24 protein-coding genes, 1 tRNA gene and 3 pseudogenes are annotated in these 25,832 nt (G+C 50.7%); 12 read left to right on the top strand and 16 right to left on the bottom strand.

What is annotated here, in order from left to right:
* Positions 1-81 precede the first annotated feature (81 nt).
* Together trmA and Q3O12_RS07400 are read left to right on the top strand one after the other, a co-directional pair.
* Positions 82-1,182: a tRNA (uridine(54)-C5)-methyltransferase TrmA gene (gene trmA / locus Q3O12_RS07405; RefSeq protein WP_301669899.1), complete on the top strand. Its 1,101-nt coding sequence runs from the start codon at positions 82-84 to the stop codon at positions 1,180-1,182.
* Positions 1,183-1,187: 5 nt separating this feature from the next.
* The gene (locus Q3O12_RS07400; RefSeq protein ID WP_003750094.1) at positions 1,188-2,381 is read left to right on the top strand and encodes an amino acid aminotransferase; all 1,194 of its coding nucleotides are present in this window, start codon (positions 1,188-1,190) and stop codon (positions 2,379-2,381) included.
* Positions 2,382-2,445: 64 nt separating this feature from the next.
* On the opposite strand, the gene Q3O12_RS07395 is transcribed toward Q3O12_RS07400, so the two are convergent.
* A tRNA-Arg gene (locus Q3O12_RS07395) sits at positions 2,446-2,521 on the bottom strand.
* 284 nt (positions 2,522-2,805) lie between these two features.
* Here Q3O12_RS07395 and Q3O12_RS07390 point away from each other — a divergent pair.
* Positions 2,806-3,645, top strand: a complete 840-nt coding sequence (locus Q3O12_RS07390; protein WP_003750099.1) for a c-type cytochrome — start codon at positions 2,806-2,808, stop codon at positions 3,643-3,645.
* Between the two features lie 300 nt (positions 3,646-3,945).
* On the opposite strand, the gene gcvP is transcribed toward Q3O12_RS07390, so the two are convergent.
* Complete coding sequence (gene gcvP / locus Q3O12_RS07385) at positions 3,946-6,798, bottom strand: aminomethyl-transferring glycine dehydrogenase (RefSeq protein WP_301669898.1); 2,853 nt, start codon at positions 6,796-6,798, stop codon at positions 3,946-3,948.
* 30 nt (positions 6,799-6,828) lie between these two features.
* On the bottom strand, positions 6,829-7,188 hold the full coding sequence (locus tag Q3O12_RS07380) for a hypothetical protein (protein ID WP_180301028.1): 360 nt from the start codon (positions 7,186-7,188) through the stop codon (positions 6,829-6,831).
* Between Q3O12_RS07380 and Q3O12_RS07375 the strand changes: the two genes are divergently transcribed.
* The gene (locus Q3O12_RS07375) at positions 7,187-7,366 is read left to right on the top strand and encodes a citrate (Si)-synthase (RefSeq protein WP_239994880.1); all 180 of its coding nucleotides are present in this window, start codon (positions 7,187-7,189) and stop codon (positions 7,364-7,366) included. The genes Q3O12_RS07380 and Q3O12_RS07375 overlap by 2 nt on opposite strands.
* Here the strand turns inward: Q3O12_RS07375 and Q3O12_RS07370 are convergent.
* From Q3O12_RS07370 to Q3O12_RS07350, 5 genes are read right to left on the bottom strand one after another with little or no spacing between them, the layout of a single operon-like run.
* Entirely contained in the window at positions 7,359-8,000 is a 642-nt protein-coding gene (locus tag Q3O12_RS07370) for an arylesterase (RefSeq protein WP_101141154.1), read from the bottom strand. The two genes, Q3O12_RS07375 and Q3O12_RS07370, sit on opposite strands and share 8 nt — an antisense overlap.
* On the bottom strand, positions 7,990-8,541 hold the full coding sequence (locus Q3O12_RS07365; RefSeq protein ID WP_118997577.1) for a DNA-3-methyladenine glycosylase I: 552 nt from the start codon (positions 8,539-8,541) through the stop codon (positions 7,990-7,992). The genes Q3O12_RS07370 and Q3O12_RS07365 overlap by 11 nt, the downstream gene beginning before the upstream one ends.
* Positions 8,542-8,544: 3 nt before the next feature.
* Positions 8,545-9,063, bottom strand: coding sequence for a PqiC family protein (locus tag Q3O12_RS07360; protein ID WP_118880313.1), 519 nt, complete (start codon positions 9,061-9,063; stop codon positions 8,545-8,547).
* Positions 9,063-10,724: an intermembrane transport protein PqiB gene (pqiB, locus tag Q3O12_RS07355; RefSeq protein ID WP_301669897.1), complete on the bottom strand. Its 1,662-nt coding sequence runs from the start codon at positions 10,722-10,724 to the stop codon at positions 9,063-9,065. Before pqiB ends, Q3O12_RS07360 begins: the two co-directional genes overlap by 1 nt.
* Complete coding sequence (locus Q3O12_RS07350; RefSeq protein WP_301669896.1) at positions 10,717-12,051, bottom strand: paraquat-inducible protein A; 1,335 nt, start codon at positions 12,049-12,051, stop codon at positions 10,717-10,719. The genes pqiB and Q3O12_RS07350 overlap by 8 nt, the downstream gene beginning before the upstream one ends.
* A 300-nt stretch (positions 12,052-12,351) precedes the next feature.
* Here Q3O12_RS07350 and Q3O12_RS07345 point away from each other — a divergent pair, with 300 nt between their 5' ends.
* Both Q3O12_RS07345 and Q3O12_RS07340 read left to right on the top strand, forming a co-directional pair.
* Positions 12,352-12,981, top strand: a complete 630-nt coding sequence (locus Q3O12_RS07345; RefSeq protein ID WP_301669895.1) for a biliverdin-producing heme oxygenase — start codon at positions 12,352-12,354, stop codon at positions 12,979-12,981.
* A gap of 132 nt (positions 12,982-13,113) precedes the next feature.
* Positions 13,114-14,559: a transferrin-binding protein-like solute binding protein gene (locus tag Q3O12_RS07340; protein ID WP_301669893.1), complete on the top strand. Its 1,446-nt coding sequence runs from the start codon at positions 13,114-13,116 to the stop codon at positions 14,557-14,559.
* 189 nt (positions 14,560-14,748) lie between these two features.
* Here the strand turns inward: Q3O12_RS07340 and Q3O12_RS07335 are convergent.
* Positions 14,749-14,859 (bottom strand): annotated as a pseudogene (locus Q3O12_RS07335) (excinuclease); the annotation flags it as partial.
* A 69-nt stretch (positions 14,860-14,928) separates the two neighbouring features.
* On the opposite strand from Q3O12_RS07335, the gene Q3O12_RS07330 reads away from it, so the two are divergent.
* Together Q3O12_RS07330 and Q3O12_RS07325 are read left to right on the top strand one after the other, a co-directional pair.
* A complete protein-coding gene (locus Q3O12_RS07330) occupies positions 14,929-15,216 on the top strand; it encodes a hypothetical protein (protein WP_301669892.1) in 288 nt (95 codons plus the stop codon).
* Positions 15,204-15,545 carry a type II toxin-antitoxin system RelE/ParE family toxin gene (locus Q3O12_RS07325; RefSeq protein ID WP_002235099.1) on the top strand — a complete coding sequence of 114 codons (342 nt, stop codon included), beginning with the start codon at positions 15,204-15,206 and terminating at the stop codon, positions 15,543-15,545. The genes Q3O12_RS07330 and Q3O12_RS07325 overlap by 13 nt, the downstream gene beginning before the upstream one ends.
* A gap of 251 nt (positions 15,546-15,796) precedes the next feature.
* On the opposite strand, the gene Q3O12_RS07320 is transcribed toward Q3O12_RS07325, so the two are convergent.
* A complete protein-coding gene (locus Q3O12_RS07320; RefSeq protein ID WP_407074735.1) occupies positions 15,797-16,309 on the bottom strand; it encodes an excinuclease in 513 nt (170 codons plus the stop codon).
* A 96-nt stretch (positions 16,310-16,405) separates the two neighbouring features.
* Complete coding sequence (trhP, locus tag Q3O12_RS07315) at positions 16,406-17,761, bottom strand: prephenate-dependent tRNA uridine(34) hydroxylase TrhP (RefSeq protein WP_301669891.1); 1,356 nt, start codon at positions 17,759-17,761, stop codon at positions 16,406-16,408.
* 324 nt (positions 17,762-18,085) lie between these two features.
* On the opposite strand from trhP, the gene Q3O12_RS07310 reads away from it, so the two are divergent.
* Positions 18,086-18,874, top strand: coding sequence for a Cof-type HAD-IIB family hydrolase (locus Q3O12_RS07310; protein ID WP_301669890.1), 789 nt, complete (start codon positions 18,086-18,088; stop codon positions 18,872-18,874).
* Between the two features lie 46 nt (positions 18,875-18,920).
* On the opposite strand, the gene Q3O12_RS07305 is transcribed toward Q3O12_RS07310, so the two are convergent.
* Positions 18,921-19,520, bottom strand: a complete 600-nt coding sequence (locus tag Q3O12_RS07305; protein ID WP_014580597.1) for an adenine phosphoribosyltransferase — start codon at positions 19,518-19,520, stop codon at positions 18,921-18,923.
* Between the two features lie 127 nt (positions 19,521-19,647).
* Between Q3O12_RS07305 and gmk the strand changes: the two genes are divergently transcribed.
* The 3 genes from gmk to Q3O12_RS07290 all read left to right on the top strand — a co-directional run bounded on the left by gmk (position 19,648) and on the right by Q3O12_RS07290 (position 22,779).
* The gene (gene gmk / locus Q3O12_RS07300; RefSeq protein ID WP_002242918.1) at positions 19,648-20,265 is read left to right on the top strand and encodes a guanylate kinase; all 618 of its coding nucleotides are present in this window, start codon (positions 19,648-19,650) and stop codon (positions 20,263-20,265) included.
* Positions 20,266-20,323: 58 nt separating this feature from the next.
* On the top strand, positions 20,324-20,530 hold the full coding sequence (gene rpoZ / locus Q3O12_RS07295) for a DNA-directed RNA polymerase subunit omega (RefSeq protein ID WP_002212665.1): 207 nt from the start codon (positions 20,324-20,326) through the stop codon (positions 20,528-20,530).
* Between the two features lie 92 nt (positions 20,531-20,622).
* Positions 20,623-22,779 (top strand): RelA/SpoT family protein, encoded by a 2,157-nt coding sequence (locus Q3O12_RS07290; protein WP_301669889.1) that lies wholly within the window; start codon positions 20,623-20,625, stop codon positions 22,777-22,779.
* A gap of 68 nt (positions 22,780-22,847) precedes the next feature.
* On the opposite strand, the pseudogene Q3O12_RS07285 reads toward Q3O12_RS07290, so the two are convergent.
* From Q3O12_RS07285 to coaBC, 4 genes and pseudogenes are all read right to left on the bottom strand, one after another.
* Positions 22,848-23,024: pseudogene (locus Q3O12_RS07285) on the bottom strand (hemagglutinin repeat-containing protein); the annotation flags it as partial.
* A gap of 113 nt (positions 23,025-23,137) precedes the next feature.
* Positions 23,138-23,613: pseudogene (locus Q3O12_RS07280) on the bottom strand (SMI1/KNR4 family protein).
* A gap of 5 nt (positions 23,614-23,618) precedes the next feature.
* Entirely contained in the window at positions 23,619-23,768 is a 150-nt protein-coding gene (locus Q3O12_RS07275) for an HNH endonuclease (RefSeq protein WP_301669953.1), read from the bottom strand.
* A gap of 587 nt (positions 23,769-24,355) precedes the next feature.
* Positions 24,356-25,564, bottom strand: coding sequence for a bifunctional phosphopantothenoylcysteine decarboxylase/phosphopantothenate--cysteine ligase CoaBC (coaBC, locus tag Q3O12_RS07270; RefSeq protein WP_301669887.1), 1,209 nt, complete (start codon positions 25,562-25,564; stop codon positions 24,356-24,358).
* Positions 25,565-25,832 lie beyond the last annotated feature (268 nt).

The following is a 25,832-nucleotide window of genomic DNA, read 5'->3' as shown; positions in this document are numbered from 1 at the left end:
ACGGGTTATATGCCGGTAAAGGGGTTGCGTGTTTTGCAGTGAATCGGCTTATAATCCGGTCTGATTTTTCAGGATAGCGATATGAGCGACTACACGCAGCAGCTTCAAGATAAAAAAGACCGCCTTAAAACCCTTTTTGCAGGTTTGGATGTTCCCGAGTGGGAAGTGTACGAATCTCCGGACAAACACTACCGTATGCGTGCTGAGTTCCGTATTTGGCACGAAGGCGGGGAAATGTTTTACGCCATGTTTGAAAAAGGGCAGAAAGCCAGCAGCGCAAGCATGATACGCTGCGACCGTTTTGAAGCGGCTTCCGAGGCCGTCAACCGCCTCATGCCCGAGCTGATCGCCGCCGCGCAATCCCCCGAACTCAAAAAACGCTGGTATGCCGTCGAATTCCTCTCCACGCTCAGCGGGGAAATGCTGGTTACCATGATTTACCACAAAAGGCTTGATGATGAGTGGATACGGGCGGCGCAAGCGTTACAGCAACAGTTGGATATTTCCGTTATTGGACGGAGCAGGGGGCAGAAAATAGTCTTAAAACAGGACTATGTGACGGAAACTTTGAAGGTCGGCAACCGGGATTTCCGTTATCGGCAAATTGAAGGCGGTTTTACCCAACCCAATGCTGCCGTGTGTCAAAAAATGCTTGAATGGGCATGCGGTGCGGCAGAAGGGCTGGGTGGGGATTTGCTTGAACTATATTGTGGAAACGGCAACTTTACGCTTCCTTTATCTGAAAAGTTTGAACGTGTTTTGGCAACCGAAATCTCCAAAACCTCCGTCAGCGCGGCGCAATGGAATATCGAAGCCAACCGCATCGGCAACATCAAAATCACCCGTCTGTCTGCTGAAGAATTTACCGAAGCCTATACCGGAAAACGTGAGTTTAAACGCCTTAAGGATGGCGGTATTGCTTTGACGGATTACGCATTTTCCACTATTTTTGTTGATCCGCCGCGTGCCGGTATCGATGAGGAAACTTTGAAGCTGGTGTCGCAGTTTGACAACATCATCTACATTTCCTGTAATCCTGAAACGCTGCGCGCCAATTTGGATACCTTGGTGGAAACCCATACGGTTGAACGTGCCGCCCTGTTCGATCAATTTCCGTTTACGCACCATATTGAAAGCGGTGTGCTGTTGAAAAAGAAAATCCTTGGAAAAAGCAAGAGGTAAGGACTATGTACCGACACATCGAATACTATCCCGGCGACCCGATTTTGAGTTTGGTCGAAACCTTCAAAAACGACCCGCGCCCTGAAAAAGTCAATTTAAGCATAGGCATTTATTTCGACGACGAAGGCAAGATGCCTGTGTTGGAATCCGTGCGCCGTGCCGAAGCCGCCCGCGCCGCCGCGCCTGCGCCGTCGCCCTACCTGCCGATGGAAGGTTTGGATGCTTATCGCAGCGCGGTGCAGCATTTATTGTTCGGCAAAGACAACCCCGCGCTCGCACAAGGACGCATCGTTACTGTGCAAACCTTGGGCGGCTCGGGCGCGCTCAAAGTCGGAGCGGATTTCCTGCACCGCTGGTTTCCCGAAGCGCGCGCCTACGTCAGCGACCCGACTTGGGACAACCATCGCGGCATTTTTGAAGGCGCAGGTTTCGAAGTCGGCACTTACCCATATTACGACCCTGCTGCCGTCGGCGTGAAATTCGACGAAATGACCGCGTTTTTCAACACCCTGCCCGAACACAGCGTCTTAATCCTGCATCCCTGCTGCCACAACCCGACCGGCGCGGATATGTCGGAACGGCAATGGGACGAAGTGTTGCACATCATCAAAACGCGCAAACTGATTCCGTTTATGGACATTGCTTACCAAGGCTTCGGCGGCGATTTGGACAGCGATGCCTATGCCGTCCGCAAAGCTGTGGAAATGGATTTGCCGCTGTTCGTCAGCAATTCCTTCTCGAAAAACCTGTCGCTCTACGGCGAACGCGTCGGCGGTTTGAGCGTGGTTTGCCCGAATAAAGAAGAAGCGGAATTGGTGTTCGGACAACTCAAATTCACCGTCCGCCGCATCTACTCCAGCCCGCCCGCATACGGCGCGTATATCGCCGCCGATGTGATGAGCAGCCCCGAACTTTATGCTTTGTGGCAAAACGAAGTTTATATGATGCGCGACCGCATCCGTGCGATGCGGCAGAAACTTTATGATGTCTTAACTGCGCAAATCCCCGATCGCGATTTCACTTATTTCATCAAACAGCGCGGAATGTTCGGCTACACGGGGTTGAGCGTGGGGCAAGTCCGCAGGCTGCGCGACGAATTTGCCGTTTACCTGCTGGATTCCGGCAGGATGTGCGTCGCCGGACTGAATACATCAAATATCGCCTATGTCGCCGATGCGTTTGCCGAAGTGTTGAAATAAGAATTTGAAGTAAGTCAAAAGGCCGTCTGAAAAGTATTTATCTTTCAGACGGCCTCTTTATAATTGGCGCACCCAACAGGGATCGAACCTGTGACCTCCAGCTTCGGAAACTGACACTCTTCCAACTGAGCTATGGGTGCGGAAAACGTAAGGTTAACGTAAATTCTGCAAATTGGCAAAGGTTATCTTGCGCCGGCAGGCGGCGTATGGCGGCATAAGGGAAGTTTTCTTGGAGGTAATCCAGTATTTTCAACGGATTATTTGTTTTATACAGATACCGTTGGCAAATTTTTTCATATTTTCAATGATAGCGATTGGAAAGACCCTGTGAATTCAGTATAATCCAGCAAAATATTGTTAACTGCGTTTAACACACCAAACTATAATTTACAGCACAACCTAACCTGACGGCGAGGCCTACCAAATGAAACAACTCCGCGACAACAAAGCCCAAGGCTCTGCACTGTTTACCCTTGTGAGCGGTATCGTTATTGTTATTGCAGTCCTTTATTTCCTAATTAAGCTGGCGGGCAGCGGCTCGTTCGGCGATGTCGATGCCACTACGGAAGCGGCAACGCAGACCCGTATCCAGCCCGTCGGACAATTGACGATGGGCGACGGCATCCCCGTCGGCGAACGCCAAGGCGAACAGATTTTCGGCAAAATCTGTATCCAATGCCACGCAGCGGACAGCAATGTGCCGAACGCCCCGAAACTGGAGCACAACGGCGATTGGGCGCCGCGTATCGCACAAGGTTTTGATACCTTGTTCCAACACGCGCTGAACGGCTTTAACGCCATGCCTGCAAAAGGCGGTGCGGCAGATCTGACCGATCAGGAACTCAAACGGGCGATTACCTATATGGCGAATAAAAGCGGAGGTTCTTTCCCAAATCCTGATGAGGCTGCACCTGCCGACAATGCCGCTTCAGGAGCAGCTTCTGCTCCTGCCGATAGTGCAGCTCCGGCAGAAGCGAAGGCAGAAGACAAAGGTGCTGCCGCACCTGCAGCCGGTGCAGACGGCAAGAAAGTTTTTGAAGCAAGCTGTCAGGCGTGCCACGGCGGTTCGATTCCCGGTATTCCCGGCATAGGCAAAAAAGACGATTGGGCACCGCGTATCAAAAAAGGCAAAGAAACCTTGCACAAACATGCCCTTGAAGGCTTTAACGCGATGCCGGCCAAAGGCGGTAATGCAGGTTTGAGCGATGACGAAGTCAAAGCGGCTGTTGACTATATGGCAAACCAATCCGGTGCGAAATTCTAAATTCGGATTAAATTAAAAAACGGGGCAGGTATCTGCTCCGTTTTTTTATGGGAATTTATTTGTTCGTCCATGTGGAAATGACATCAAAGGGTGTGAATAGGCTTTTCATCTTTGAAATCTGTCTGCCCGATCGGATGAATAAAAAGTAGGATGATAAAAAAGCTGATGTATGGATACTGGTTTAACCCATTTGTTTTGAAGTTATAGTCGAGATACGTGTATCGGTGCAACCGGTCTGCCGTTGACGAAAATGCCGTCTGAAAATGTTTCAGACGGCATTTGTCTTCGGGGTTTCAACGGTCAGTCTTCATAATTTTCCATCGGTGGGCAGCTGCACACGAGGTTGCGGTCGCCGTACACGTCGTCCACGCGGTTGACGCTCGGCCAGAATTTGTGTTCGCGGACGAACGGCAACGGGAAGACGGCTTCTTCACGGGAGTACGGATGTGCCCATTCGCCGGTTATATCTGCGGCGGTGTGCGGCGCGTTGACCAGCGGATTGTCCTCTTTCGGCCATTCGCCGCGCCCGACTTTCAGCACTTCCTGTTTGATTTGTTTCAGGGCGGCGATGAAGCGGTCGAGTTCGGCTTTGCTTTCGCTCTCGGTCGGTTCGATCATCAGCGTACCGGCAACAGGGAAGGAAACCGTCGGCGCGTGGAAGCCGTAGTCCATCAGGCGTTTGGCGATGTCGGTTTCGGTGATGCCGCTTTCGGCTTTGAGCGGACGCAAATCAACAATACATTCGTGCGCGACACGGCCGTTTTTGCCTGTATACAGAATCGGATAGTCTTCGCTCAAGCGTTTAGCGACGTAGTTGGCGTTGAGCAATGCCCAGCGTGTTGCCTGCTCCATGCCTTGTTTGCCCATCATGGTCAGGTACATCCAAGTAATCGGCAGGATGGATGCAGAACCATATGCTGCGGCAGCCACGGCAGTTTGATCGGCACTGGCGTTGTGCATATCGGTTACCACATGGCCTGGTGCGAACGGAGCCAAATGGGCTTTCAAGCCAATCGGACCCATGCCCGGGCCGCCGCCGCCGTGGGGGATGCAGAAGGTTTTGTGCAGGTTCATGTGCAACACGTCCGCGCCGACTTCTGCGGGCTGCATGATGCCGATTTGGGCGTTGAGGTTGGCGCCGTCCATGTAAACCTGTCCGCCGTTTTCGTGGATGATGCGGCAGATGTCGCGGATGCCTTCTTCGTACACGCCGTGGGTGGACGGATAGGTAATCATGATGGCGGACAAAGCGTCGCGGTGTTGTTCGGCTTTGGCTTTCAAATCGTCGATGTTGACGTTGCCGTGTTCGTCGGTATCGACGACGACGACTTTCAAACCGAGCATGGCGGCGGTGGCGGGGTTGGTACCGTGGGCGGATTTGGGAATCAGACAGATGTTGCGCTGCGCTTCGCCTTGCGCTTCCTGATAGCGGCGGATGGAGAGCATACCGCTGTATTCGCCCTGCGCACCGGAGTTGGGCTGGAAGGAAATCGCGTCAAAGCCGGTGATGGCTTTCAGGCTGTTTTCCATGTCGGCAAGCAATTCGCGGTAGCCGGCGGTTTGCGCTTCGGGAGCGTAAGGGTGGATGTCGGAGAACTCCGCCCAAGTAATCGGCAACATTTCCGCAGTGGCATTGAGTTTCATGGTGCAACTGCCCAGCGAAATCATACTGCGGTTCATCGCCAAGTCGCGGTCTTCGAGTTTTTTCAGATAGCGCAACATTTCGTGTTCGGTGTGGTAACGGTTGAACACGGGATGTTGCAGAATGTCGTCCTGACGCAGCAGTTCGGCGTTCAGACGGCCTTTGACATCATCGGCAAATGCGAACGTATCCTTGCCGGTAAACGCGCGATACAAATCGACCAAATCTTCGTATGCCGACGTTTCATGGAATGCAGCCGCAACTTGAGTATCGTTGACGCGGCGCAGGTTGTAACCCGATTCCAGAGCAGCGGCAAACACTTGGTCTGCTTTCTCTTTGCTGCCGAAATCGACGGTAACGGTATCGAAGAAGACTTCGTGAACCACTTTAATGCCGTCTGAAACCAGCGCGTCAGCAAAGGCAGAAGCCAGCGCGTGAATGCGGTTGGCAATGCGTTTCACGCCTTCAGGACCGTGGTAAACGGCATACATACCGGCCAAGTTCGCCAGCAATGCTTGTGCGGTACAAATATTGGATGTCGCTTTTTCGCGGCGGATGTGTTGCTCGCGGGTGGACAAAGCCATGCGCAAGGCAGGTTTGCCCGATGCGTCTTTGGATACGCCGATGATGCGGCCCGGAGCGGAACGTTTGAACTCGTCTTTAAACGCGAAATAAGCAGCGTGCGGACCACCGAAGCCCATCGGCACGCCGAAGCGTTGGGTGTTGCCCAAAGCAATGTCTGCACCCAATTCAGCCGGAGACTTCAGCAAAACCAAGCTCATGATGTCGGCGGCAACGGCCACGATTGTACCTTTGGCTTTCAGACGGCCGATAACGCCCTGCAAGTCTTGCACATCGCCGTCTTTGCCGACGTATTGGAGCAGCGCGCCGAAGTATTCGCCTTCATCCGCTTGGGCAAAATCGCCGACCACCAGTTCAAAGCCGAAATATTTGGCGCGGGTTTTCATCACGTCCAAAGTTTGCGGATACACGCGTGCATCCACAAAGAAACGCTCGGATTTCACTTTGCCCACGCGGTGCGCCATCGCCATTGCTTCAGCGGCGGCAGTTGCTTCGTCCAGCAAAGACGCGCCTGCCACAGGGAAACCGGTCAAATCGATACACACTTGTTGGAAGTTCAACAAAGCTTCCAAACGACCTTGGGCAATTTCCGCCTGATACGGGGTGTAGGCGGTATACCAACCCGGATTTTCCAATACGTTGCGCAAAATCACATTCGGCACGCGGGTCGGGTAATAGCCCAAACCGATATAGGACTTGTTGATCACGTTTTTCGATGCAATGCCTTTCAATTTTGCCAACGCGTCCGCCTCGGTCAACGCTTCGGGCAAATCGAGTTTGGACGGCATACGGATGCTTTGCGGCACGGTATTGCCGACAAATTCGTCCATGCTCTTCTCGCCGAGCACTTCCAAAAGCGCAGCCTCATCGCCAAAGCTCAAATGGCGCGCGGCAAATTCGTTCGGGTTGAACAATTCAGATAGTTTCATTTCTACTCCTTCGGGTTTGTAGGGCTGCCATCAGGCAGAATTTTTAGACATCGGATGATTCGGGCAAGGGTAGCACAAAAGACGGGATAATGGCGGACAATGCGCCAGAATGCAGCAGGTCAGGACAAGCAGCGCCACAAGCGGCAGCGATAAGGGAAAGCCGCCGACCAAAACCATGAAACCTGCAGGTACCAGCCAAGCCAAGGGATGCGCCGGAAGCGGAAAAACAATATTGAGCAGAACCAAAATCACGACAAACAGCGGCAGCACCGCCATCAGGTTGGCACGCCTGTATATTGCGTACGGGTCGGATGCTTCTTCAGGTTTGCAATATTCCATGATTTCAGCCTGTCCGGGCTTTATCCACAGCAGGCTCGGACGGTCGGTCATGCCGTCTGAACCGGCAGACCGTCTTTTTCAAAAAATGCCATACCGCTGCAACTTCATGCGGCTGTATGGCGTAGGTTTTGCACTTCAGACGGCATATGCGTCCCGAAGCAGTTTGGTGTCCCAGTCGGTTCATGATTATATAAACAACTTGGGTGCGGATAAACCTTTGTTTATCTAAACCCCTGTTTCCTCAAAAATTGATTCAAATCTTCGGCAAATTTCCGATAGCCTTTGCCGTTGGCGTGGATTTGGTCGGATTTCAGATTATTATCGCCCAAAATTTCCGCCCACGCGCCGCCGAACAGCGGAATGCCGTATTCCTCGGACAAATCCTCATACAGCGGATGGTCGCTCAAATGCCCGAACAACGCGCCCAGTGTGATGTGCGGCACGCCGACGAGGACGGTGGGGATGTTTTCCTTTTGCACGGTTTCGATGATTTTCGCGATATTGGCGCGGGTCTGCTCCTCGGGAACTTTGTGCAGAAAGTCGTTGCCGCCTATGCCGACAATCACAAGCTTGGGTTTGCGTGCCAACAGCGCGGGCAGGCGCGACAGGGCTTGGGCGGATGTATCGCCCGATACGCCGCCGTTGACAATATTCCAACCCGTCAGTTTTTGCAGTTGCGCGGGGTAGGATTCGCCGGGGTTTGCGCCGTAGCCGAAGGTAAGCGAATCGCCCAAGGCAAGCACGGTGCTTCCTTCGGGAATTTTGGCGTGGGTTCGGGCGGATTTTCTGCCGCAGGCGGTAAGAAGCAACGCGCCTGCGCCAAGGAGGAAGATTCTTCTGTTCATTGGTTTTTCAGACGGCATCGAGCCATTTCGGTTGGTATTTCAGGGTTTTACGGTAAATAGGACAGCTTTCGGCGTGCGCGCCTTTGAGGTAGCCGGTACTTATCAGAAATTCACCGACGATTTCGCCGCCAACAAATTTGAAATGTTTTTTAAAGAGTTTAACCCATTCGTCTTTGCTTCGCGGATGGTGCGCGTCGAGCCAGTTCTTGAACGAGCCGTATTCTTGTTGCAACGCTTGGATTTGCCGTGCATTGAAAATGGCGGCATCGATTTTCAGGCGGTTGCGGACGATGCCAGCATCGGTAAGCAGCCGTTCAATATCGGCTTCGCCAAATGCGGCGACCGTATCGATGTCGAAACCTTCAAATGCCGTCTGAAATGCCTGCCGCTTCTTCAGCATCAGCGTCCAGCTTAATCCTGCCTGATTGATTTCCAACACCAGCCGCTCAAACAATTCATTGTCGTCCTCAATCGGAAAACCGTATTGGGTGTCGTGGTAATGTTTGTTCGGGTTATCGGTGTTTTCGGGAAGTGAGGCGGCAAATTCGCAATAGTTCACGGTTTACTCGACCATCTGTTGCGCCGCCTGTTTCAGTCCCTGTTCGAGTGCGGCGGTCATCGCGGCGTAGCCGTCACCCTGCTGTTCGGTTTCGATATGGAAGGGTCTGTTCGTACCGTCGGGTAGGACGGCGTAGCCGCTGATGAGGGTTTTGCCCGTGTAACTGCCTTGGAATGCGTCGATATAGACCGTCCATTTTTCGGTACTGCCGCTGCGTGAGGCAGGAACAAAGATGCGTGTGCTGTCCAAACGGTTGAATGCATTGCTCAACGCCGCTTCGAGCATATCGTCCAAGGTGTCTGCCCAAACGTGGTTTTGTGCGGTGTTGATGCGGTAGGGGTCGGTTTGATAGACCAGTCCGCCGCGTTTGAGCGGTTCGGCAAGACGGACTTCGACGGCGGTTTCGCCGCCTTGCGTTGCAGGACGGATGTACTGGCTGTCGGGCAGAACGAAATATTGTGTGCTTTGCGCAGTACCGCAGGCGGCAAGCGTCAGGGCGGCGGCAATCGGGAAGAGGCGCATTATCGGCTTCCTTTCGGGATAGGGTCTTTGCTGCTGCTGTTGAAAATCAGCGCGTTGGGTTTTTCTTTCAAAGTATTAATCACGGGTTGAACGTCTTTTAAGGTTTTGTCCAAACTTTGCAGCGTATTTTGTACGTCGCCGTAGATAGGCGATTGAGGCGATACGCCTTGCAGGGTTTGACGCAATTCTTTCAGGGTTTGGTTCAACTCGTTAGGGATGTTTTGTGTCTGCGGTTTGCCAACCAGTTTGTCGATGGAGCTTAGGGCGGCATTGGCAGATTTAAGTGCGGACTTGAGCTCGGCAAGCGAACCGTTCAATTCGGCAACCGTCTTATCCAAAGGCAGTTTGTCGAACTTGTCCAGCAAATCCACCACTTTCGCCTGCAAATCGTCCAAACCGCCGCCCCGTGTGGCAATGACGGTATCGCCTGCATAAACGGTATGCGGTCGCAGCTTGGGCGAAGACGAAGGCTGATCGTTCAACTCAATCATTTTGCTGCCGGTCAGCAGGTTGTTGCTGGAGATGGTGGCGGTCAGGCCTTTGTTTAAAGCCGTCTGAAATTGTTGTTTCCAATGTTCTTTGCTTTGTTCGTCGGCATTGATTTCCAAACGGGAAGGCTCGATGCGGATGCGTACGGGAATCCAGCCGTTTTCAAATAAATGCAGGCTGTCGTTGCGGTCGAAATAAGGGACATCGGAAACCACGCCGACATTCAGCCCTTTGTACTCGACGGGCGAACCGACGGTCAGTCCGCGCACGGATTGTTTGAAAAACGCGGTGTAGTACAGCGAGCGGTCGTCAGGCAGGTTGGCGACTTCGCTGCGGCTGTCGTAAAGCGTGAAGCTGTCTTCGCTTTTAACGTTTTTACTGTTTTTGGTTTTCGGCGAATCAAATGAAATCGCGCCCGACAGCAGGGCAGGCAGAGGGGCGGAATTGAGTTTGATGCCGCTGCCTGTGGTTTCGATATTGATGCCGCTTTCCAGCCAAAAACGGCTGGCGGAATGAATCAGTTTGTCGTTGGGGCTTTGGATGAAGATGGTGTAATGCACGCTTTGGTCGGACGGGTCGAAATGCGCGCTTTCGACTTGCCCGACCATAAAGTTTTCATACAAAACAGGGCTGTTGACGTTGAGGATGCGGTCGTTTTTACCAATCAAATTCAAGCGCAGCCCGCTTTGCCCGATGGCGGTAACGGGCGGAATGTCCTGCACTTGGAACACGTCTTTTGCCTCGTCGCTTTTGCCGGGTGTAAAGGCGATGTACGAACCCGAAAGCAGCGTACCCAAACCGGTTACGCCGCTTTGGTCGATACGCGGCTTGACCACCCAAAACTGGGTATCGCTGCGGATGAGGCCGGATACGTCCGCATTGAGTTGGGCGGTTACTTCCACGCCTTTTTGGTCGTCGCGCAGTTTGATTCGGGTAACGCGTCCGACATCGATGCTCAATACTTTGATGACCGTATTGTTGACCTCAATGCCTTCCGCGCTGTCCATCAAGAGCGTAACCACAGGCCCCCTGTTGCGGATTTCCTTAATCCACAGCCAGCCACCGGCAATCAGCGCAATCAGCGGGACCAGCCAGACGGCAGAGAGGAAGGTGTTGTTTTTGCGGACGCGTGCTTGAGCGTGTCCGTTTGAAGGAGGGCTGTTGTCAGTCATATTTTTCCGTTTCGTTGAAAGCAATGCCGTCTGAAGCGCGTTTGTCCCAAAGCAGGCGCGGGTCGAAATAATAGGCGGACAGCATCGTCAGAATCACGACCAGGCAGAAATAGACTGCCGCACTGCCCGGAATGACGCGCGCGGCATAAGTGTGGAACGAACACATCAAAATAATAATCACAAAAATATCAATCATCGACCAGCGGCCGACCGCTTCGGTGATGCGGTAGAGGTGCGACAATTTCTTTGCGCCCGTTGGCAAAGCGAACCGTGCCGCCGCAATCAAAACCGCCATTGCCGCAATCTTCAGCACCGGCACCAAAATACTCGCGCTGAAAATAACCGCCGCAATCAGCCTGTCGCCCTCGTCCCACATATAAGCGATGCCGCTAAGGATGGTGTTGGCCTCCGTGGCGGCAGGATTGGACGAAATCATAATCGGCAGGATATTGGCAGGGAAATACAAAATAACCGCCGCCGTCAGAAACGCCGACGAAATACTCAGACTTTTCGGCCGTCGGCGGTACAGTTCCGCGCCGCACACCCCGCAGGGGGATTCGGCACTGTCGCGGAAATACAGGCAGCGGCTGCAACAGGTTTTGCCTTCTGATGCCGTCTGAACCGCATTATCCCCCGTCAGCTGCCCGATTTGAAAATACACCCAATGCTGGGGAACGGATACCGAAGTCCGAATCAGCATAACCGACAGCGCGAACATCAGATAAAACGCCGACCCGAAGCGAACCTCTGCCACAGACGAGAGCTTGATATACGCCACCAGAGTGGAAACAAAAAACACATCCACCATCATCGCCTGCCTCAAGCGCACCATCACACGCGTTGCCAAACGCAGCGCAGGATACACCCGTTTCCGTATCAGCGCGGCATAGACATACAGGCACAGCAGCAGAAACAGAACCGGCGCGCCGAAAGTCAGCACAAACATCACTTCGGCCAAAAAACCATAATCCTGAAACACCATCAGGCGTACCATTTCGGGCAGCGAAAGGACGGATGCCGCACCCGGTATCCCGACCTCGATATACGTCATACCGTAAGCAAACGCCATCAAAATCAGCGAAGCCGCCGCATAGGCGGGCGGGGCCGAAAAAGGATGCCTGCCCACCCTGAAGAGTTTGTGTCCGCAACTGGGACAGAACGCCGCCTCTCCACTGTCCAACCGAGGTACATCCGCGCGGCAGCTGCATTCCGGACAATCTACCGTATGCGGCGGCAGGGCTTCGTCGCGGCAGTTGCCGCGAAGGCTGTGGGGGATATTTTCGGCAAACGGCTTCATCGGGAAAGTGGCAAATATAAGTGGCGGCATTATAAAGGAAAAAAGGCGATACACCCAATCAGGATGTAAAACCGGCAGGTTCGGCAGTATGAACAAACCCTTGGTGTCCGGCAAAAATATTTTTTGAGCGGCTGTCCGCCGACTGCCGAACCCATTTGATAAAATCTCGATTCTGTAAAGAATAGTAAAATACCTGCTTAAAAACATCACGCAAATGATATTTTTTTCCAAAAATATGTGATAATAAATCTCGTTTATTATTTTTGTATGCGGTCAGGTACGGATTTTGCCCGCACCGCATCCTTATCCCTTACCGACAAAGGAAAAGCTATGAGCGAAACCGAAAATCAAGCCCTGACGTTTGCCAAACGCTTGAAAGCAGATACCACCACCGTTCACGACAGCGTAGACAATCTCGTTATGTCTGTCGAACCGTTTTCCAGCAAAGAAAACTACATCAAATTTTTGAAACTCCAATCCGTTTTCCACAAGGCGGTCGATCATATTTATAAAGATGCCGAATTAAACAAAGCCATTCCCGAGTTGGAATATATGGCGCGATACGATGCCGTAACGCAAGACCTTGCAGACTTGGGCGAAGAGCCTTACAAATTCGACAAAGAATTGCCACACGAAACCGGCAACAAAGCAATCGGCTGGCTTTATTGCGCCGAAGGATCCAATTTGGGCGCGGCGTTTTTGTTCAAACACGCCCAAAAACTCGATTACAACGGCGAACACGGCGCGCGCCACCTCGCTCCCCATCCCGACGGGCGCGGCAAACACTGGCGCGCCTTCGTCGAGCATCTGAACGCTTTGAACCTGACTCCCGAAGCCGAAGCGGAAGCCATCCAAGGCGCGCGCGAAGCCTTTGCATTCTACAAAGTCGTGTTGCGCGAAACCTTCGGCTTGGCAGCCGATGTCGAAGCCCCCGAAGGTATGATGCCGCACAGGCATTGATATATTTTACGGTTTCGCCTCGGCTCGTGAAGCGGAACCGTATTTTCTGCCGCGTATGACGGCATTTTTCAAACCATCAAATATAAATAATTATCATATTTTTTATTAAAAATATGCCATTAGGAGATAATTATGACGATTCCTTTCAAACCAAGCCTGCTTGCAATGGCATCCGTCCTTGCCCTTTCCGCCTGTATTTCAGGAGGAGGGGATGCGCCTGCGGTCAAATCCTCGGAAACACCGTCAAATAAAGTTGCCCCCCCCCACACTGATACGGGAAACCCTGCTACAGGTGCTGATACGGCAAGCCCCTCGGCAGGTGGGGATGGCGGGGATTCTAAAACAGAAATACCGCCTAAAGATACGCAAGGGGAAAGCGCACCGGCAGGCACTGATGGCGGAGTGCAAAATGATGCGCCCCAACATAATGATAATGCGCCGGCAAACGGCACATCCGACACGCAGCCTGAAAACAACCGTGATATGCCCGTCAGTGATGCAGGAAGGGCGGATGGCGGAGTGCAAAATGATGCGCCCCAACATAATGATAATGCGTCGGCAAACGGCACATCCGACACGCAGCCTGAAAACAACCGTGATATGCCCGTCAGTGCCGCCGGAGGGGCGGATGTCGGCAATCAAGATACCGATGCGCCGAAAAATGCGGAATCTCAAGATGGTACGGAAGGAAACGCTGTAAGCGAAGGCACAGGGATGCCGGCAAACCCTTCTTCTGAAAACGCCGAACATACTGAGGTTGCGACGAATACCGAAGGTGCAAACCCGCCGTCGGAAGCCGAAAATTCCGAAGGGGCGGGGCAAGACGGGATGCAGGCTGATGACGGCAGGCAGGATGCGAAAGAGGGATTGCAAGGCGATGACACGGCTGCTCATTCCCCCCAAGATCAAGACCAACCCCCCAAAAATGCTGCCGATAATCAACCTAAAACAGGCGTGTTTGGCGAGAAATATTTTGACGGTACGGGAGAAATCACGGCGTTGATGATTAGTGGGGAAACCATTGACTTAACGAAAGCTGATGAGCAAGTATCACGTAGGAATCACCCCAGTTTGATGAGTGATTTTGATAAGGTAATGGTTTCTCAAAACCAATATAAGCACCTGATTTATGGGGCGGCTAAATTAAAAGATGGCTCATATACTCTTTTCGTACAGGGTAAGCCGACAGAACAATTGCCGGTGGGTAATGCAACATACAATGGAAAGGTGCTGCATTTTAGGAAAGCATACGAAAACAATTGGTTTAATGATAGCGCATATCAAGCTGCAGGAACGTTTACGGCAAATGTTGATTTCTCACAGAAAACCGTAACAGGAAAAATTGATACCAAAGATCCTTCAGGTATGGGTACGCAAAACTTTACCGCGCAATTTGATGGAAATAACAGCTTTAAGGGAACGTGGCAGGCAAACGAAGAAGGAAAAGGCGATATTTCCGGAAGATTTTATGGTGAAGATGGCGCAGAAATGGCAGGCAGATACAGCTATAAAGATAACAATGAGCATAAGAGCGGCTTCGGCGTATTTGCAGGCAAAAAAGAAGCAAAAGCCCGTTGATATTTATCCTGTGTTTCACAGTCGGAAACAGTGGCGTTTTCTTCAGACAGGGCATCGGGCAACACCTTAATGTGTTGTCCCACCTGCAGAAGCAATCCTAATTGAACGATTATCTGTATTACCGATTTGATTTATAAACTATGCCGTCTGAAAAATGTTTCAGACGGCATTTTTTGATTGCCGATATGTTTAACGGACGATGACCACGCGGACGTGGAACGAGCCTGCCTGACAGTCGTATTGTCCGCCTTGCAGCGGCTGCTTGTCGAAATAGCTGAGGAAGCCGGTAACGCCGCGTCCGCAAGGGTGGCGGCAGATGCCGCATTGTGTTTATAATGCCGTGTCAGACGTTTGATTTATGGGAAAATAATGATGCTTACCAATCAGGAAGTAACCGGTGTCAAACTGGGATACCGCAAAGCCGTTTTACAAGAGCTGGCCCGGGATTTCGGGGGCAGTGTGCACAGTATCGTATTGGATGCGGTGGATGGTCATATAGAACGCTTGAAAGCCAAACAAGCCTACGATAAGCGGGCGATGCAGGCTTTTCAGGATTATCGGGAAACAGGATTGCATATTACGCTTAATGAGTTTGCAGACTGGGTGGACGGCTTGGGTGGCGATGAATTGAAGGATATGCCCGAATGCCGCAAGTAAAGCTGATAATTACACGCCCCGCTCAATCTGATTTGGTCAGGATTTATAATTTTTTGAATGATTTGGGTGCGGAACATCAGGCAAATACAGTGATGCGGCTGCTTAAAAATTCTTTTGTTTCTACACAAGGCAGCCCGAGTAATGGGAAACCTTATGATTTGTCGGTGGCGGGGGAAACTTTGCAAAATGTAAGGGAAGTAATCGTGCCTTATGGCAAAAGCGGTTATAGCTATTTGTTTTGGCACGATAAATCAGGTAAGCAAATATTGATTTTGACGGTGAGGCATTTCCGTGAAAATGCCTACCGCCTGAGCTTTCCTTTTTTATAACGGTATTTGGTTTGGCGGCTTTCACTTGTGCGGGGCAATGCGTTTCGGCTTTGTTGCGGCACGTTCGGATAAACCGCCTTCAAGAACATAACTGGACTGCCGCTTTGATTCCGTTCCGCAGGCGGGATGTTTGAACGGTGCAGATATGGAAGTATGGAGTGTCCCGATCTGAATCTGCCGCACAATAAGGCAAGGGGATTAAAAATGCCGTCTGAAAAATGTTTCAGACGGCATTTTTGGTCGCCGATATGTTAACGGACGACATTGGCGCGCATGACCACGCGGACGTGGAACGAGCCTGCCTGACAGTCGTATTGTCCTCCTTGCAGCGGTTGCTTGTCGAAGTAGCTGTGGAAGCCGGTAACACTGCGCCCGCCGAGTTTGCCGGCGGTCTGCTGGAATTTGCGGGCGGCATTGATTAGGGCGCGTTCGCAGGCCTCGGAGTCGGATTTGCCTACGCCGTTTGCTGCTTGCCGTGTAACCAGATTCCTGCCGTTTGCAACCGGCACGCCGCCGCCGCCGAAGCTGACGGGAATCCCGGATTCCAATACGCCGTCTGCAATGGCTGCATTTATTGCCGCCTGACCGTTGCTGCAACGGTAAATGATGTTTTTGCCGCTTCCTGCGGTGTCTCCGCGGATGACTTTGCATGATTCTCCGGCCGGTGTGCCGGCGGATGCCGTGTGTACGTTTTTAGGCGCGCGGCCGGATTGGCAGGCTGCCAGCATCAGGGCGGCGGCGGAGAGTATGAGGATTTTTTTCATGTCGGATGTCCTTGTTTGCTGTGGGAAATCATTAGCATTGTACCGTAAGATTCAACAAAATGCCGTCTGAAAACAGGTTTCAGACGGCATCGTGGCTTAGGGGTTCAATACGCGTGCGATGAGGGCTTTTTCTTTGCCTTGCATATTCGGGATTTTGACCTGAATACCGTTGCCGGGTGCGACATCGACAGGCTGGCCTTTACGGGTCATTTGTTCCAATTTGATGGTTTGGTTGCCGCTCGGGTGGATGATTTCGAGCGAATCGCCGACGGCAAAGCGGTTTTTGACTTCCACTGTTGCCCAGCCGTTTTCGTCGATTTCGGTAACGTGGCCGACGTATTGGCTTTGTTTGGCGGTGGAATGGCCGCTGAGGTAGTTTTGATAGTCTTGGGTTTGGTGGCGCTCGAGGAAGCCGCTGGTGTAGCCCCGGTTGGCGAGGCCTTCAAGTTCGCTCAACAGGCTGTAATCGAACGGACGACCTGCGACAGCATCATCAATCGCTTTGCGGTAGGACTGGGCGACGCGTGCAACATAATAGAGCGACTTGGTGCGGCCTTCGACTTTGAGGCTGTCCACGCCGATTTTGGCGAGTTTTTCGACCACTTCGATACCGCGCAGGTCTTTGGAATTCATGATGTAGGTGCCGTGTTCGTCTTCCATAATCGGCATCATCTCGCCCGGGCGGTTGGACTCTTCAATCAGGAAAACTTTGTCGGCATAGGGATGGCGTTTTTGACCGTTGATGCCTTCAAAGTTTTGGTTGGCTTCTTCTTGGGATTTTTCAAAGTTGAAGCCTTGCAGAAGTTGGGCATCGCCCGCATCGCTTTCCGTGGCGTTGTGGACTTTGTAGTCCCAACGGCAGGAGTTGGTGCAAGTGCCTTGGTTGGGGTCGCGGTGGTTGAAGTAGCCAGAGAGCAGGCAACGGCCGGAGTAGGCGATGCACAATGCGCCGTGAATGAAGACTTCGAGTTCGATGTCGGGACATTCTTGGCGGATTTCGGCGATTTCTTCCATGCTCAATTCGCGCGACAGGATGATGCGTTCGACACCGATATTTTGCCAGAATTTTACGCCCCAGTAGTTGGTGGTGTTTGCCTGAACGGACAGGTGAATCGGCATTTCCGGCCATTTTTCGCGCACGGTCATGATCAAACCCGGATCCGCCATAATCAGCGCGTCGGGTTTCATGGCAATCAAGGGTTCCATATCGGAAACGAAGGTTTTGAGCTTGGAGTTGTGCGGCAGCGTGTTGACGGTCAGGAAGAATTTTTTGTTGCGCTCGTGCGCTTCTTTAATGCCTTGTTCTAAAGCATCAAGTTTGGCAAATTCGTTGTTGCGGGCACGCAGTGAGTAACGCGGGCTGCCGGCATAAACGGCGTCTGCGCCGTAATCGTAGGCGGCGCGCATTCTTTCCAATCCGCCGGCGGGCAATAAGAGTTCGGGTGCTTTCATCGTGTTTCCTTTTCGGTTGAAACCCCGCCCTTTAGGGCGGTAGAATCAGACTTTATTTGGGAGGGGCGTAACCCCTTCCGAATCAGGGCAACATATAGGGCGACGCTTTATGTGTCGTCCTGTGTGTTGAAACATGATTTGTGTGCTTTGTAAAAATGTTTCAGACGGCATTGCTGCAAATGCCGTCTGAATGGTGTTTGAAGATGGGCGGATTATCCGCCTTTTCGTGTTCGCGGTCAATTTTGCCGGGAAATTTATAAGGATTTATCAAGTATTTGCCTGCTTGGGATACAATGCGGCAGTTTGAATGCGAGAGAGAATGTGATGAATCCTAAAATCGTGTTTTTCGACATTGACGATACGCTGTACCGCAAATATACGGATACTTTGCGCCCTTCCGTGAAAACGGCGGTGGCGGCTTTGCGCGGCAAAGGTATATTGACGGCGTTGGCAACGGGGCGGTCTTTGGCGACGATTCCTGAAAAGGTCAGGGACATGATGGCGGAAACGGGAATGGATGCCGTGGTAACGATAAACGGGCAGTTTGCGCTGCTGCACGGAAAAACTGTGCGCGAAGTACCGATGGATGCCGGTTTGATGGGCAGGGTTTGCGCGCATTTGGATGGCTTGGGCATGGATTATGCGTTTGTCGGCGGAGAGGGGATCGCCGTGTCCGCGCTGTCGGAATGCGTGTGCCGCGCCTTGAAGCATATCGCCAGCGATTTTTTTGCCGATAAGGATTATTTCTCAAGCAAACCGGTGTATCAGATGCTGGTGTTTGCGGAGGAAAGCGAAATGCCGCTCTGGTCGGATATTGTGGAACGGGAAGGCTTGAAAACGGTGCGCTGGCACGAGGAGGCGGTCGATCTGCTGCCTGCGGGAATGTCGAAAACAGACGGCATCAGAAGCGTGGTTGAAGCATTGGGATGGGAAATGGCAGACGTGATGGCGTTCGGCGATGGTTTGAACGATGTGGAAATGCTGTCTGAAGTCGGGTTCGGCGTGGCAATGGGCAACGGGGAACAGGCGGCGAAAGAAGCGGCGAAATATGTTTGCCCCGGCGTTGATGAAGACGGTGTGTTGAGGGGCTTGCAAGATTTGGGCGTGATTTGAACGCATCATAAACAACCCTGCCGGTTTCAGACGGCAGGGTCGGTTTTCAGCCCTTCATACAGCCTTCGTTTTGAAGCAGGGTAAATAAGGGCGCGCCGCTTGCGCGGATATTCTTGCCGCCTTGAAGGTCGGTAAATTCCAAAATGGCGGCGGCTTCGACAATTTCCCCGCCGAGTTTGCGGATCAGCTCCAGCCCGGCAAGCATCGTGCCGCCCGTGGCAACCAAATCATCGACCAGCAGCACGCGCGAACCGGGTTTGACGGCATCGGTGTGGATTTCCACCGCCGCTTCCCCGTATTCGAGCGCGTAGCTTTGCGATACGGTTTCAAAAGGCAGCTTGCCTTTTTTGCGGATGGGGACGAAACCGACGTTGAGCTGGTAGGCGAGTGCCGCGCCGATAATGAAGCCGCGCGCGTCCAAACCGGCAACGATGTCGATTTTCTGATCCATATAGCGGTAAACCAATAAATCAACCAAAAGTCGGAAGTATTCCGCGCTTTGCAGGACGGGCGTGATGTCGTGGAATAAGATGCCTTTTTGCGGCCAGTTTTCGATTTTGCGGATTTTGTCGGCGAGCGCGCCGACACTCATAGCTTCGGGATGAACCAGCATTGTGTGTTCCATGTTTGATGTTTTTAACGCCATATTGTAGCCGTCAGCCTGCCGCTTGCCAAATCAATCAAAACAATAGCGGCAAAATATGGGCATCGGCAAATAGGAAACCGAGTGTCCGTTGTGATACAATCGGCTAGAAAATATACAGGTAAAAAATATGTCCGCTTATCGAAAAGGCAACATCTTTATCATTTCGGCCGCTTCCGGCACGGGCAAAACCACGCTGGTGTCGCGGCTGTTGGCAAACCATAACGGTTTGCGCGTTTCCGTGTCGCACACGACGCGCCCGCCGCGTGAAGGCGAAGCAAACGGCGTACATTATCACTTTGTTTCCAAAGAAGAGTTTGAGTCGCTTATCGCGCAGGAGGCTTTTTTGGAATACGCAGACGTATTTGGCAACTATTACGGCACAAGCGCGGAGGGCGTGAATGCGTTGGCGGCGGCAGGCTATGACGTGATTTTGGAAATCGACGTTCAGGGCGCGGCTCAGGTTCGCGACGCGCTGCCCGAAGCCGTCGGCATCTTTATCCTGCCGCCTTCTTTCGACGTACTTGCCGCGCGCCTCAACGGACGCGGGACGGACAGTCGGGAAGTTATCCAAAGGAGGCTGTCGAAGGCAAGGCATGAAATCGAACAGTCCGTATTGTTCGACTTTGTCGTGGTCAATGACGACTTGGCGCGTGCGGAGGAGGATTTGCTCCATATTGTGAATGCCTGCCGTCTGAAAAGGTCGAGGCAACTGGGATTTATTGCAGATTTGTTGGAAAATTCCTAAAAAACCGCGAAAATACTCGGTTTCCCATTTTAAATATTTTTGAAAGAAAGCAAATAATATGGCACGTATTACCACCGAAGACTGTACCGGAAAAATTTCCAACCATTTTGACCTGACATTGGTAGCGGCCCGCCGCGCCCGCCAGCTTGAGAACGGCAACACGCCGCTTGTGGACGATGTCCGCAATAACAAACCGACCGTTACCGCATTAAGGGAAATCGCCGCCGGGCATATCGGTACGGAACTGTTGACGCGCAATAAATAAATCCTGCCGGAAACGCACGTCGGCACATTCTGCCGCCGTGCAGTCCGACGGTTTGAAACGAAAAATCAAATATGTTCCGAAAGCCGTCTGAAATGCCTGTCCCACAACCTACCGCACCTTACGACTATTTAACTGCCGAAGCACGTACCCTGCTTTTCCGTACCGCTTCCTATCTCAAGCCTGAAGAACAGGTTGAGCTCGAGAAGGCTGTTGCCTATGCATTTCACGCTCATGACGGACAAACCCGGAAAAGCGGGGAGCCCTATATCACGCATCCGATTGCCGTTGCGACACAGCTCGCCCTTTGGCATATGGACATACAGGGTCTGTGTGCAGGTGTAATGCACGATGTGCTGGAAGATACAGGCGTTACGAAAGAGGAGATGGCAGCAAGATTCGGCAATACGATTGCCGAGATGGTGGACGGTCTGTCCAAACTCGAAAAACTCAAATTTGAAGATCATGCAGAGCATCAGGCGGAGAGTTTCCGCAAACTGATTTTGGCAATGACCAAAGATGTACGCGTGATTGTCGTCAAACTTGCCGACCGCCTGCACAATATGCGGACGCTCGGTTCGATGCGCCCGGACAAGCGTCGCCGTATTGCAAAAGAAACCCTTGAAATCTATGCGCAAATTGCCAACCGTATAGGTTTGAATAATGCGTATCGGGAGCTTCAGGATTTATCGTTCCAAAACCTGCATCCCAACCGCTACGAAACTTTAAAAAAAGCGATGGACAAGAGCCGGAGGAACAGGCAGGACGTTGTCGGCAAAGTCTTGCGCGCATTCGGTCAGCGGCTGGTAGGCGCGAATATAGAGGCCAAAATCAAAGGCAGGGAAAAAAACCTGTACGGTATCCATCAGAAAATGATGGCGAAAAAGCTGCGCTTTGCCGAGGTTATGGATATTTACGGTTTCCGCGTCATTGTCAACAGCATTCCCGCCTGTTATGCGGCACTCGGCGCATTGCACACCCTCTATCAGCCCAAGCCCGGGCGGTTCAAAGACTATATCGCCATTCCGAAAAGCAACGGTTATCAAAGCCTGCATACCACTTTGGTCGGTCCTTACGGCTTGCCGATTGAAGTTCAGATACGCACGCGGGAAATGGATGCCGTGGCGGAAGGAGGTATCGCCGGCCATTGGAGCTATAAATCAGATTCCCAAACGGTCGATCAGGCGGTGCTGCACACCAATCAATGGTTGAAAAACATTTTAGACTTACAGGCAAGCAGCGCCAATGCCATTGAGTTTCTCGAACACGTTAAAGTCGATTTGTTCCCGAACGAAATCTACATCCTTACCCCGAAAGGAAAAATTCTAACTTTGCCCAAGGGGGCAACGCCTGTCGATTTTGCTTATGCGGTACATACCGACATCGGGCATAAAACCGTTGCCGCGCGTGTCAATAACGTGATGATGCCGCTGCGTACGAAGCTCAAAACCGGTGATTCCGTCGAAATCATCACATCCGAACACGCCAAACCCAATCCCGCGTGGTTGAATTTTGCCGTATCCGGCAGGGCGCGCAGCGCCATACGCCAATATATTAAAAACCTTAACAGACACGATGCGATTGTTTTGGGTGAAAGCTTGTTGCAAAAAGCCCTGTCCAGTTTGCTGCCCAAAGATGTCCTGCTTTCAGACGGCATCAAAGAAAAATACCTTGCTGATCTCAACGACAAACAGACTTCATTTGAAGAAGTGCTGTACAACGTCGGCATGGGCCATACCCTGCCCGTTTATGTTGCCATGCATATTGCCGAGTTGGCAGGGGAGCATTTCGGCAGCGAGGTCAGGCTCAGTTCCATTAAAGTCGATGGGCAGGAAAGCGGGAATATTCATTTTGCAGAGTGCTGCCACCCTGTTCCCGGCGATTCCATCCGTTTGCTGTTGGTTAAGGGAAAAGGCATGATTATCCATAGGGATAGCTGCCCGACGTTGTTGAAGTCCGATCCCGAACAGCAGCTGGATGCAGACTGGGAAAATATGAATGGGCAGAACTACCGTGTCGGGCTTCAAGTCCAATCGGAAGACAGCCACGGCCTGTTGGCATTAATGGCGCAAGCGATTTCCGATTCCGGTGCGGACATCGAGTCGGTCGAAACACCGTCTAAATCCCAGTCGGGAACGGAAGGTTTTGTCGAATTCAAATTTTTATTGAAAGTCAAGAATTTGGATCAGTTGAATCAGATTATTCAAAATCTGCACAGTATCCCATATATCCGCAAAGTCATCAGAAGTTGAAGCAGGTAAAACGGGTTGTCTTTTGATTAACAGGCAATCCGTTTTATGGTTTATCCGTTCAATTGCTTATCTGCCTGTACGCCTTTGCCGATAAGCTGCATACCTTTGAGGGCTGTGTCTGCGCGGCTTCGGATGCTGGTTTTGCCGGGTGTGCTGCCGATATGGGCGTGGCGGTGGGCTGCTTTTGTCTGAAACTGTATTTGTTGTTTCAGACGACCTTTTGGCTCAAACTTTGAGAACCGTATGCGTGCGTTCCGCACACATCCTACTTGTTGAGTTTAGGTTTCATATGGACTATGGCTTGCTGATTTCAGACAATCTTTTTAATTTAGTTGGGTTTTCAACTCAACTTACACACTTAATCTGAAAGTTCATACAGCATATCCAAAAGGCATCAAAACTATCTGCAATATGGCTAGTTACCATTTTCGTATCTCCATTCTCATCTTCATAAAAATCATCATGATACATCAGAATGATACATGGATTTTCATTGCATTTTCTGTAATCAAAACAGATATAATCGCCATTAGCTGAAATCCCAAAAGCAATCACTTTTTTTGCATACCCATATTCATCATCAATACATGAATAGCTATAAATATCTTCATAGCCTAAATTTTGCTTATACCCTAAAAATGAAATGTCTCTTTCATCATTTTCACCGTATTGATTGACAAAATTGAAAATATTTTCTTTAGGGTATAAATGATCATGTTTGCTAAGAAGTGATACATATGAAACAGGAAAAACAACCCCTATATCTTCAGCAAATTGTTGAATTGTTCTTATTGGAACCAATCCCTCATCTGATGATATTGATAGTTCTTCCATGTTCACTAATCTTTCTTTAACGATTTTTGACCGGTATGCCTAACAGCGTTATGAATACTATTAGGAATTAACTGCATATTATTAGGAGGGCTTTGCGCATTATGATGCCATGTATAACCAGGAATTTTTTCATTTCCTGCTTTAATCTTCGTTATTTGTTCATTCTTTTAGAAATCATATCTCCCTGAGTTTAAATAAATAGACTCGTCTTCAGACTCTGTTAAACAACCATTGAAAACACTATCTATACTTAAAATATAGTGTCCGTGGTTATACGATATGTAATTACAATTCCCCCAGCCAGGCACGTTATAGCTAAAAAAATTACATCCTAAAATTTCATGTGGATAAATATTAATCTCGCTTAAATTAGATGGGTATCTTCCTTTCTGAGTTTTAAACAAGTGAACTCTATTATTTATAAAAATTATTTTTTTCATGCAATTCTGTTGATCATATTTATTAAATAATATAGTAAATATAATTATTGCTGCAGTGACAAAAAATTTTCTCAATTATTTCCCTCCTGTGAACATGGGTTTTGTGGTTCTATTTACAATTCCAGAGTGAGTTCCATCATCCTTTTTCGGTATTTCTTTATAATTCGGCGCCTTTTCTGGGTTTGTTGCTTTCAGAACATTGTTCAAATATCTTTCTAACTGTTGACCAAGTGTTAGTGAAGAATTCGGAAGTAAATTGATTTTTGGGCACTTGTTCACGTTCAATAGTTTTCCATAAATCTTTAGTAGCTGCCTTCATCTGTCCCGAATTTGTTCAAATATACGGCAAGCCTTTCAACAATCCGCATTGCCGCTTCATCTTTACTTGTTTCGGGAAAAGACAGTTCCCCGTCGTCCCCGATAATGGTAATCCGGTTGGTCGGTTTGCCCATCGCGATTGAAACATCATTGGCAACGATCACTGGTATTTTTTTCTTAATACGTTTTTCTCGCGCATATGCCATTACATTCTCCGTTTCAGCGGCAAAACCGATGCAGAACGGTGGGTTCGGCAATGAGGCAATAGAAGCCAAAATATCGGGGTTCTCATCCAATTCGATGGATAACGGTTTGGCATTTTTATCTTTTTTGAATTTTTGCGTACTCCTGTTTTTAACCTTATAGTCTGAGACGGCGGCAACAGAAATAAAAGCATCTTGTTTGTCGATTAAACGATGCACTGCGCGATGCATATTTTCGGCACTGACGGCTTGAACCGTATCAGATATGCCGAAAGGCAGTTCGGTTTGAAGTTGCCCGTAAATCAGGCTGACTTCCGCACCGGCGGCACGGCACGCCCGCGCCAAAGCCACGCCCATTTTCCCGCTGGAAATATTTGTGATGCCCCTGACAGGGTCAATGGCTTCAAATGTCGCACCTGCGGTAATCAAGATTTTCTTGCCCTTTAAAATTTTCGGTGTCCATAAATCCGGAAGCAGGTCCAGCAATTCTGCGGGTTCCGGCATCCTTCCCATACCATTTTCTCCGCAAGCCTGTTCGCCCGAGCCCGGCATATAGACAGTAATGCCGTCTGAAACCAGTTGTGCGATATTCCGTTGGTTGGCAGGGTTGAGCCACATTTCCACATTCATCGCGGGAGCGATGGCAAGAGAGCATTTCCGTGCGGCTGCCAGATTGGTCAGTAGGTTATCTGCCACGCCGTTACAGATTTTTGCCACGGTATTCATACTTGCCGGCGCAATCAGAAAAACATCCGCATTCCGGGTTAAGTTGATATGTTCCATACCGTTTGAACCGTTGCCGCCGTGCGTGTCGGTCAGAACGGGATTGCCGCTCAAAGCCTGAAAAGTCAGCGGAGAAACAAATTCAGTTGCCGAGCGGCTCATAATCACCGTAACCGAATGCCCCTGTTTTTTCAGCAGTCGCACCAACTCGCAAGACTTATACGCCGCAATACTGCCCGTTACACCTAAAAGAATATGTTTGCCCATTTTGACAATTTCTAATTACGAAGAAAAAACAGCAGCCATTCTATAACAAAGTACGGATACATTAGTTACCGTTTTGGATACAAAATGCCGTCTGAAGCCCCGAGTTTCAGACGGCATATTCACAAAGGCGCACCAGCCAGAGGAGGGGGAGGAAGGGATTATTGGGGGTGGTGCAGCGTTTGGCGGAAATAAAAACCCTTATCCGACAGGGATATGACAACAATTCCCGAAAAAATCCCACTGAAAGTATTGACCGTATACGTCTTCA

The sequence above is a fragment of the Neisseria benedictiae genome, assembly GCF_958267435.1.
GTDB lineage: Bacteria > Pseudomonadota > Gammaproteobacteria > Burkholderiales > Neisseriaceae > Neisseria > Neisseria bergeri.
Note: the sequence above shows the minus strand (reverse complement) of the source record. Positions and strands in the feature narration are given on the sequence as shown.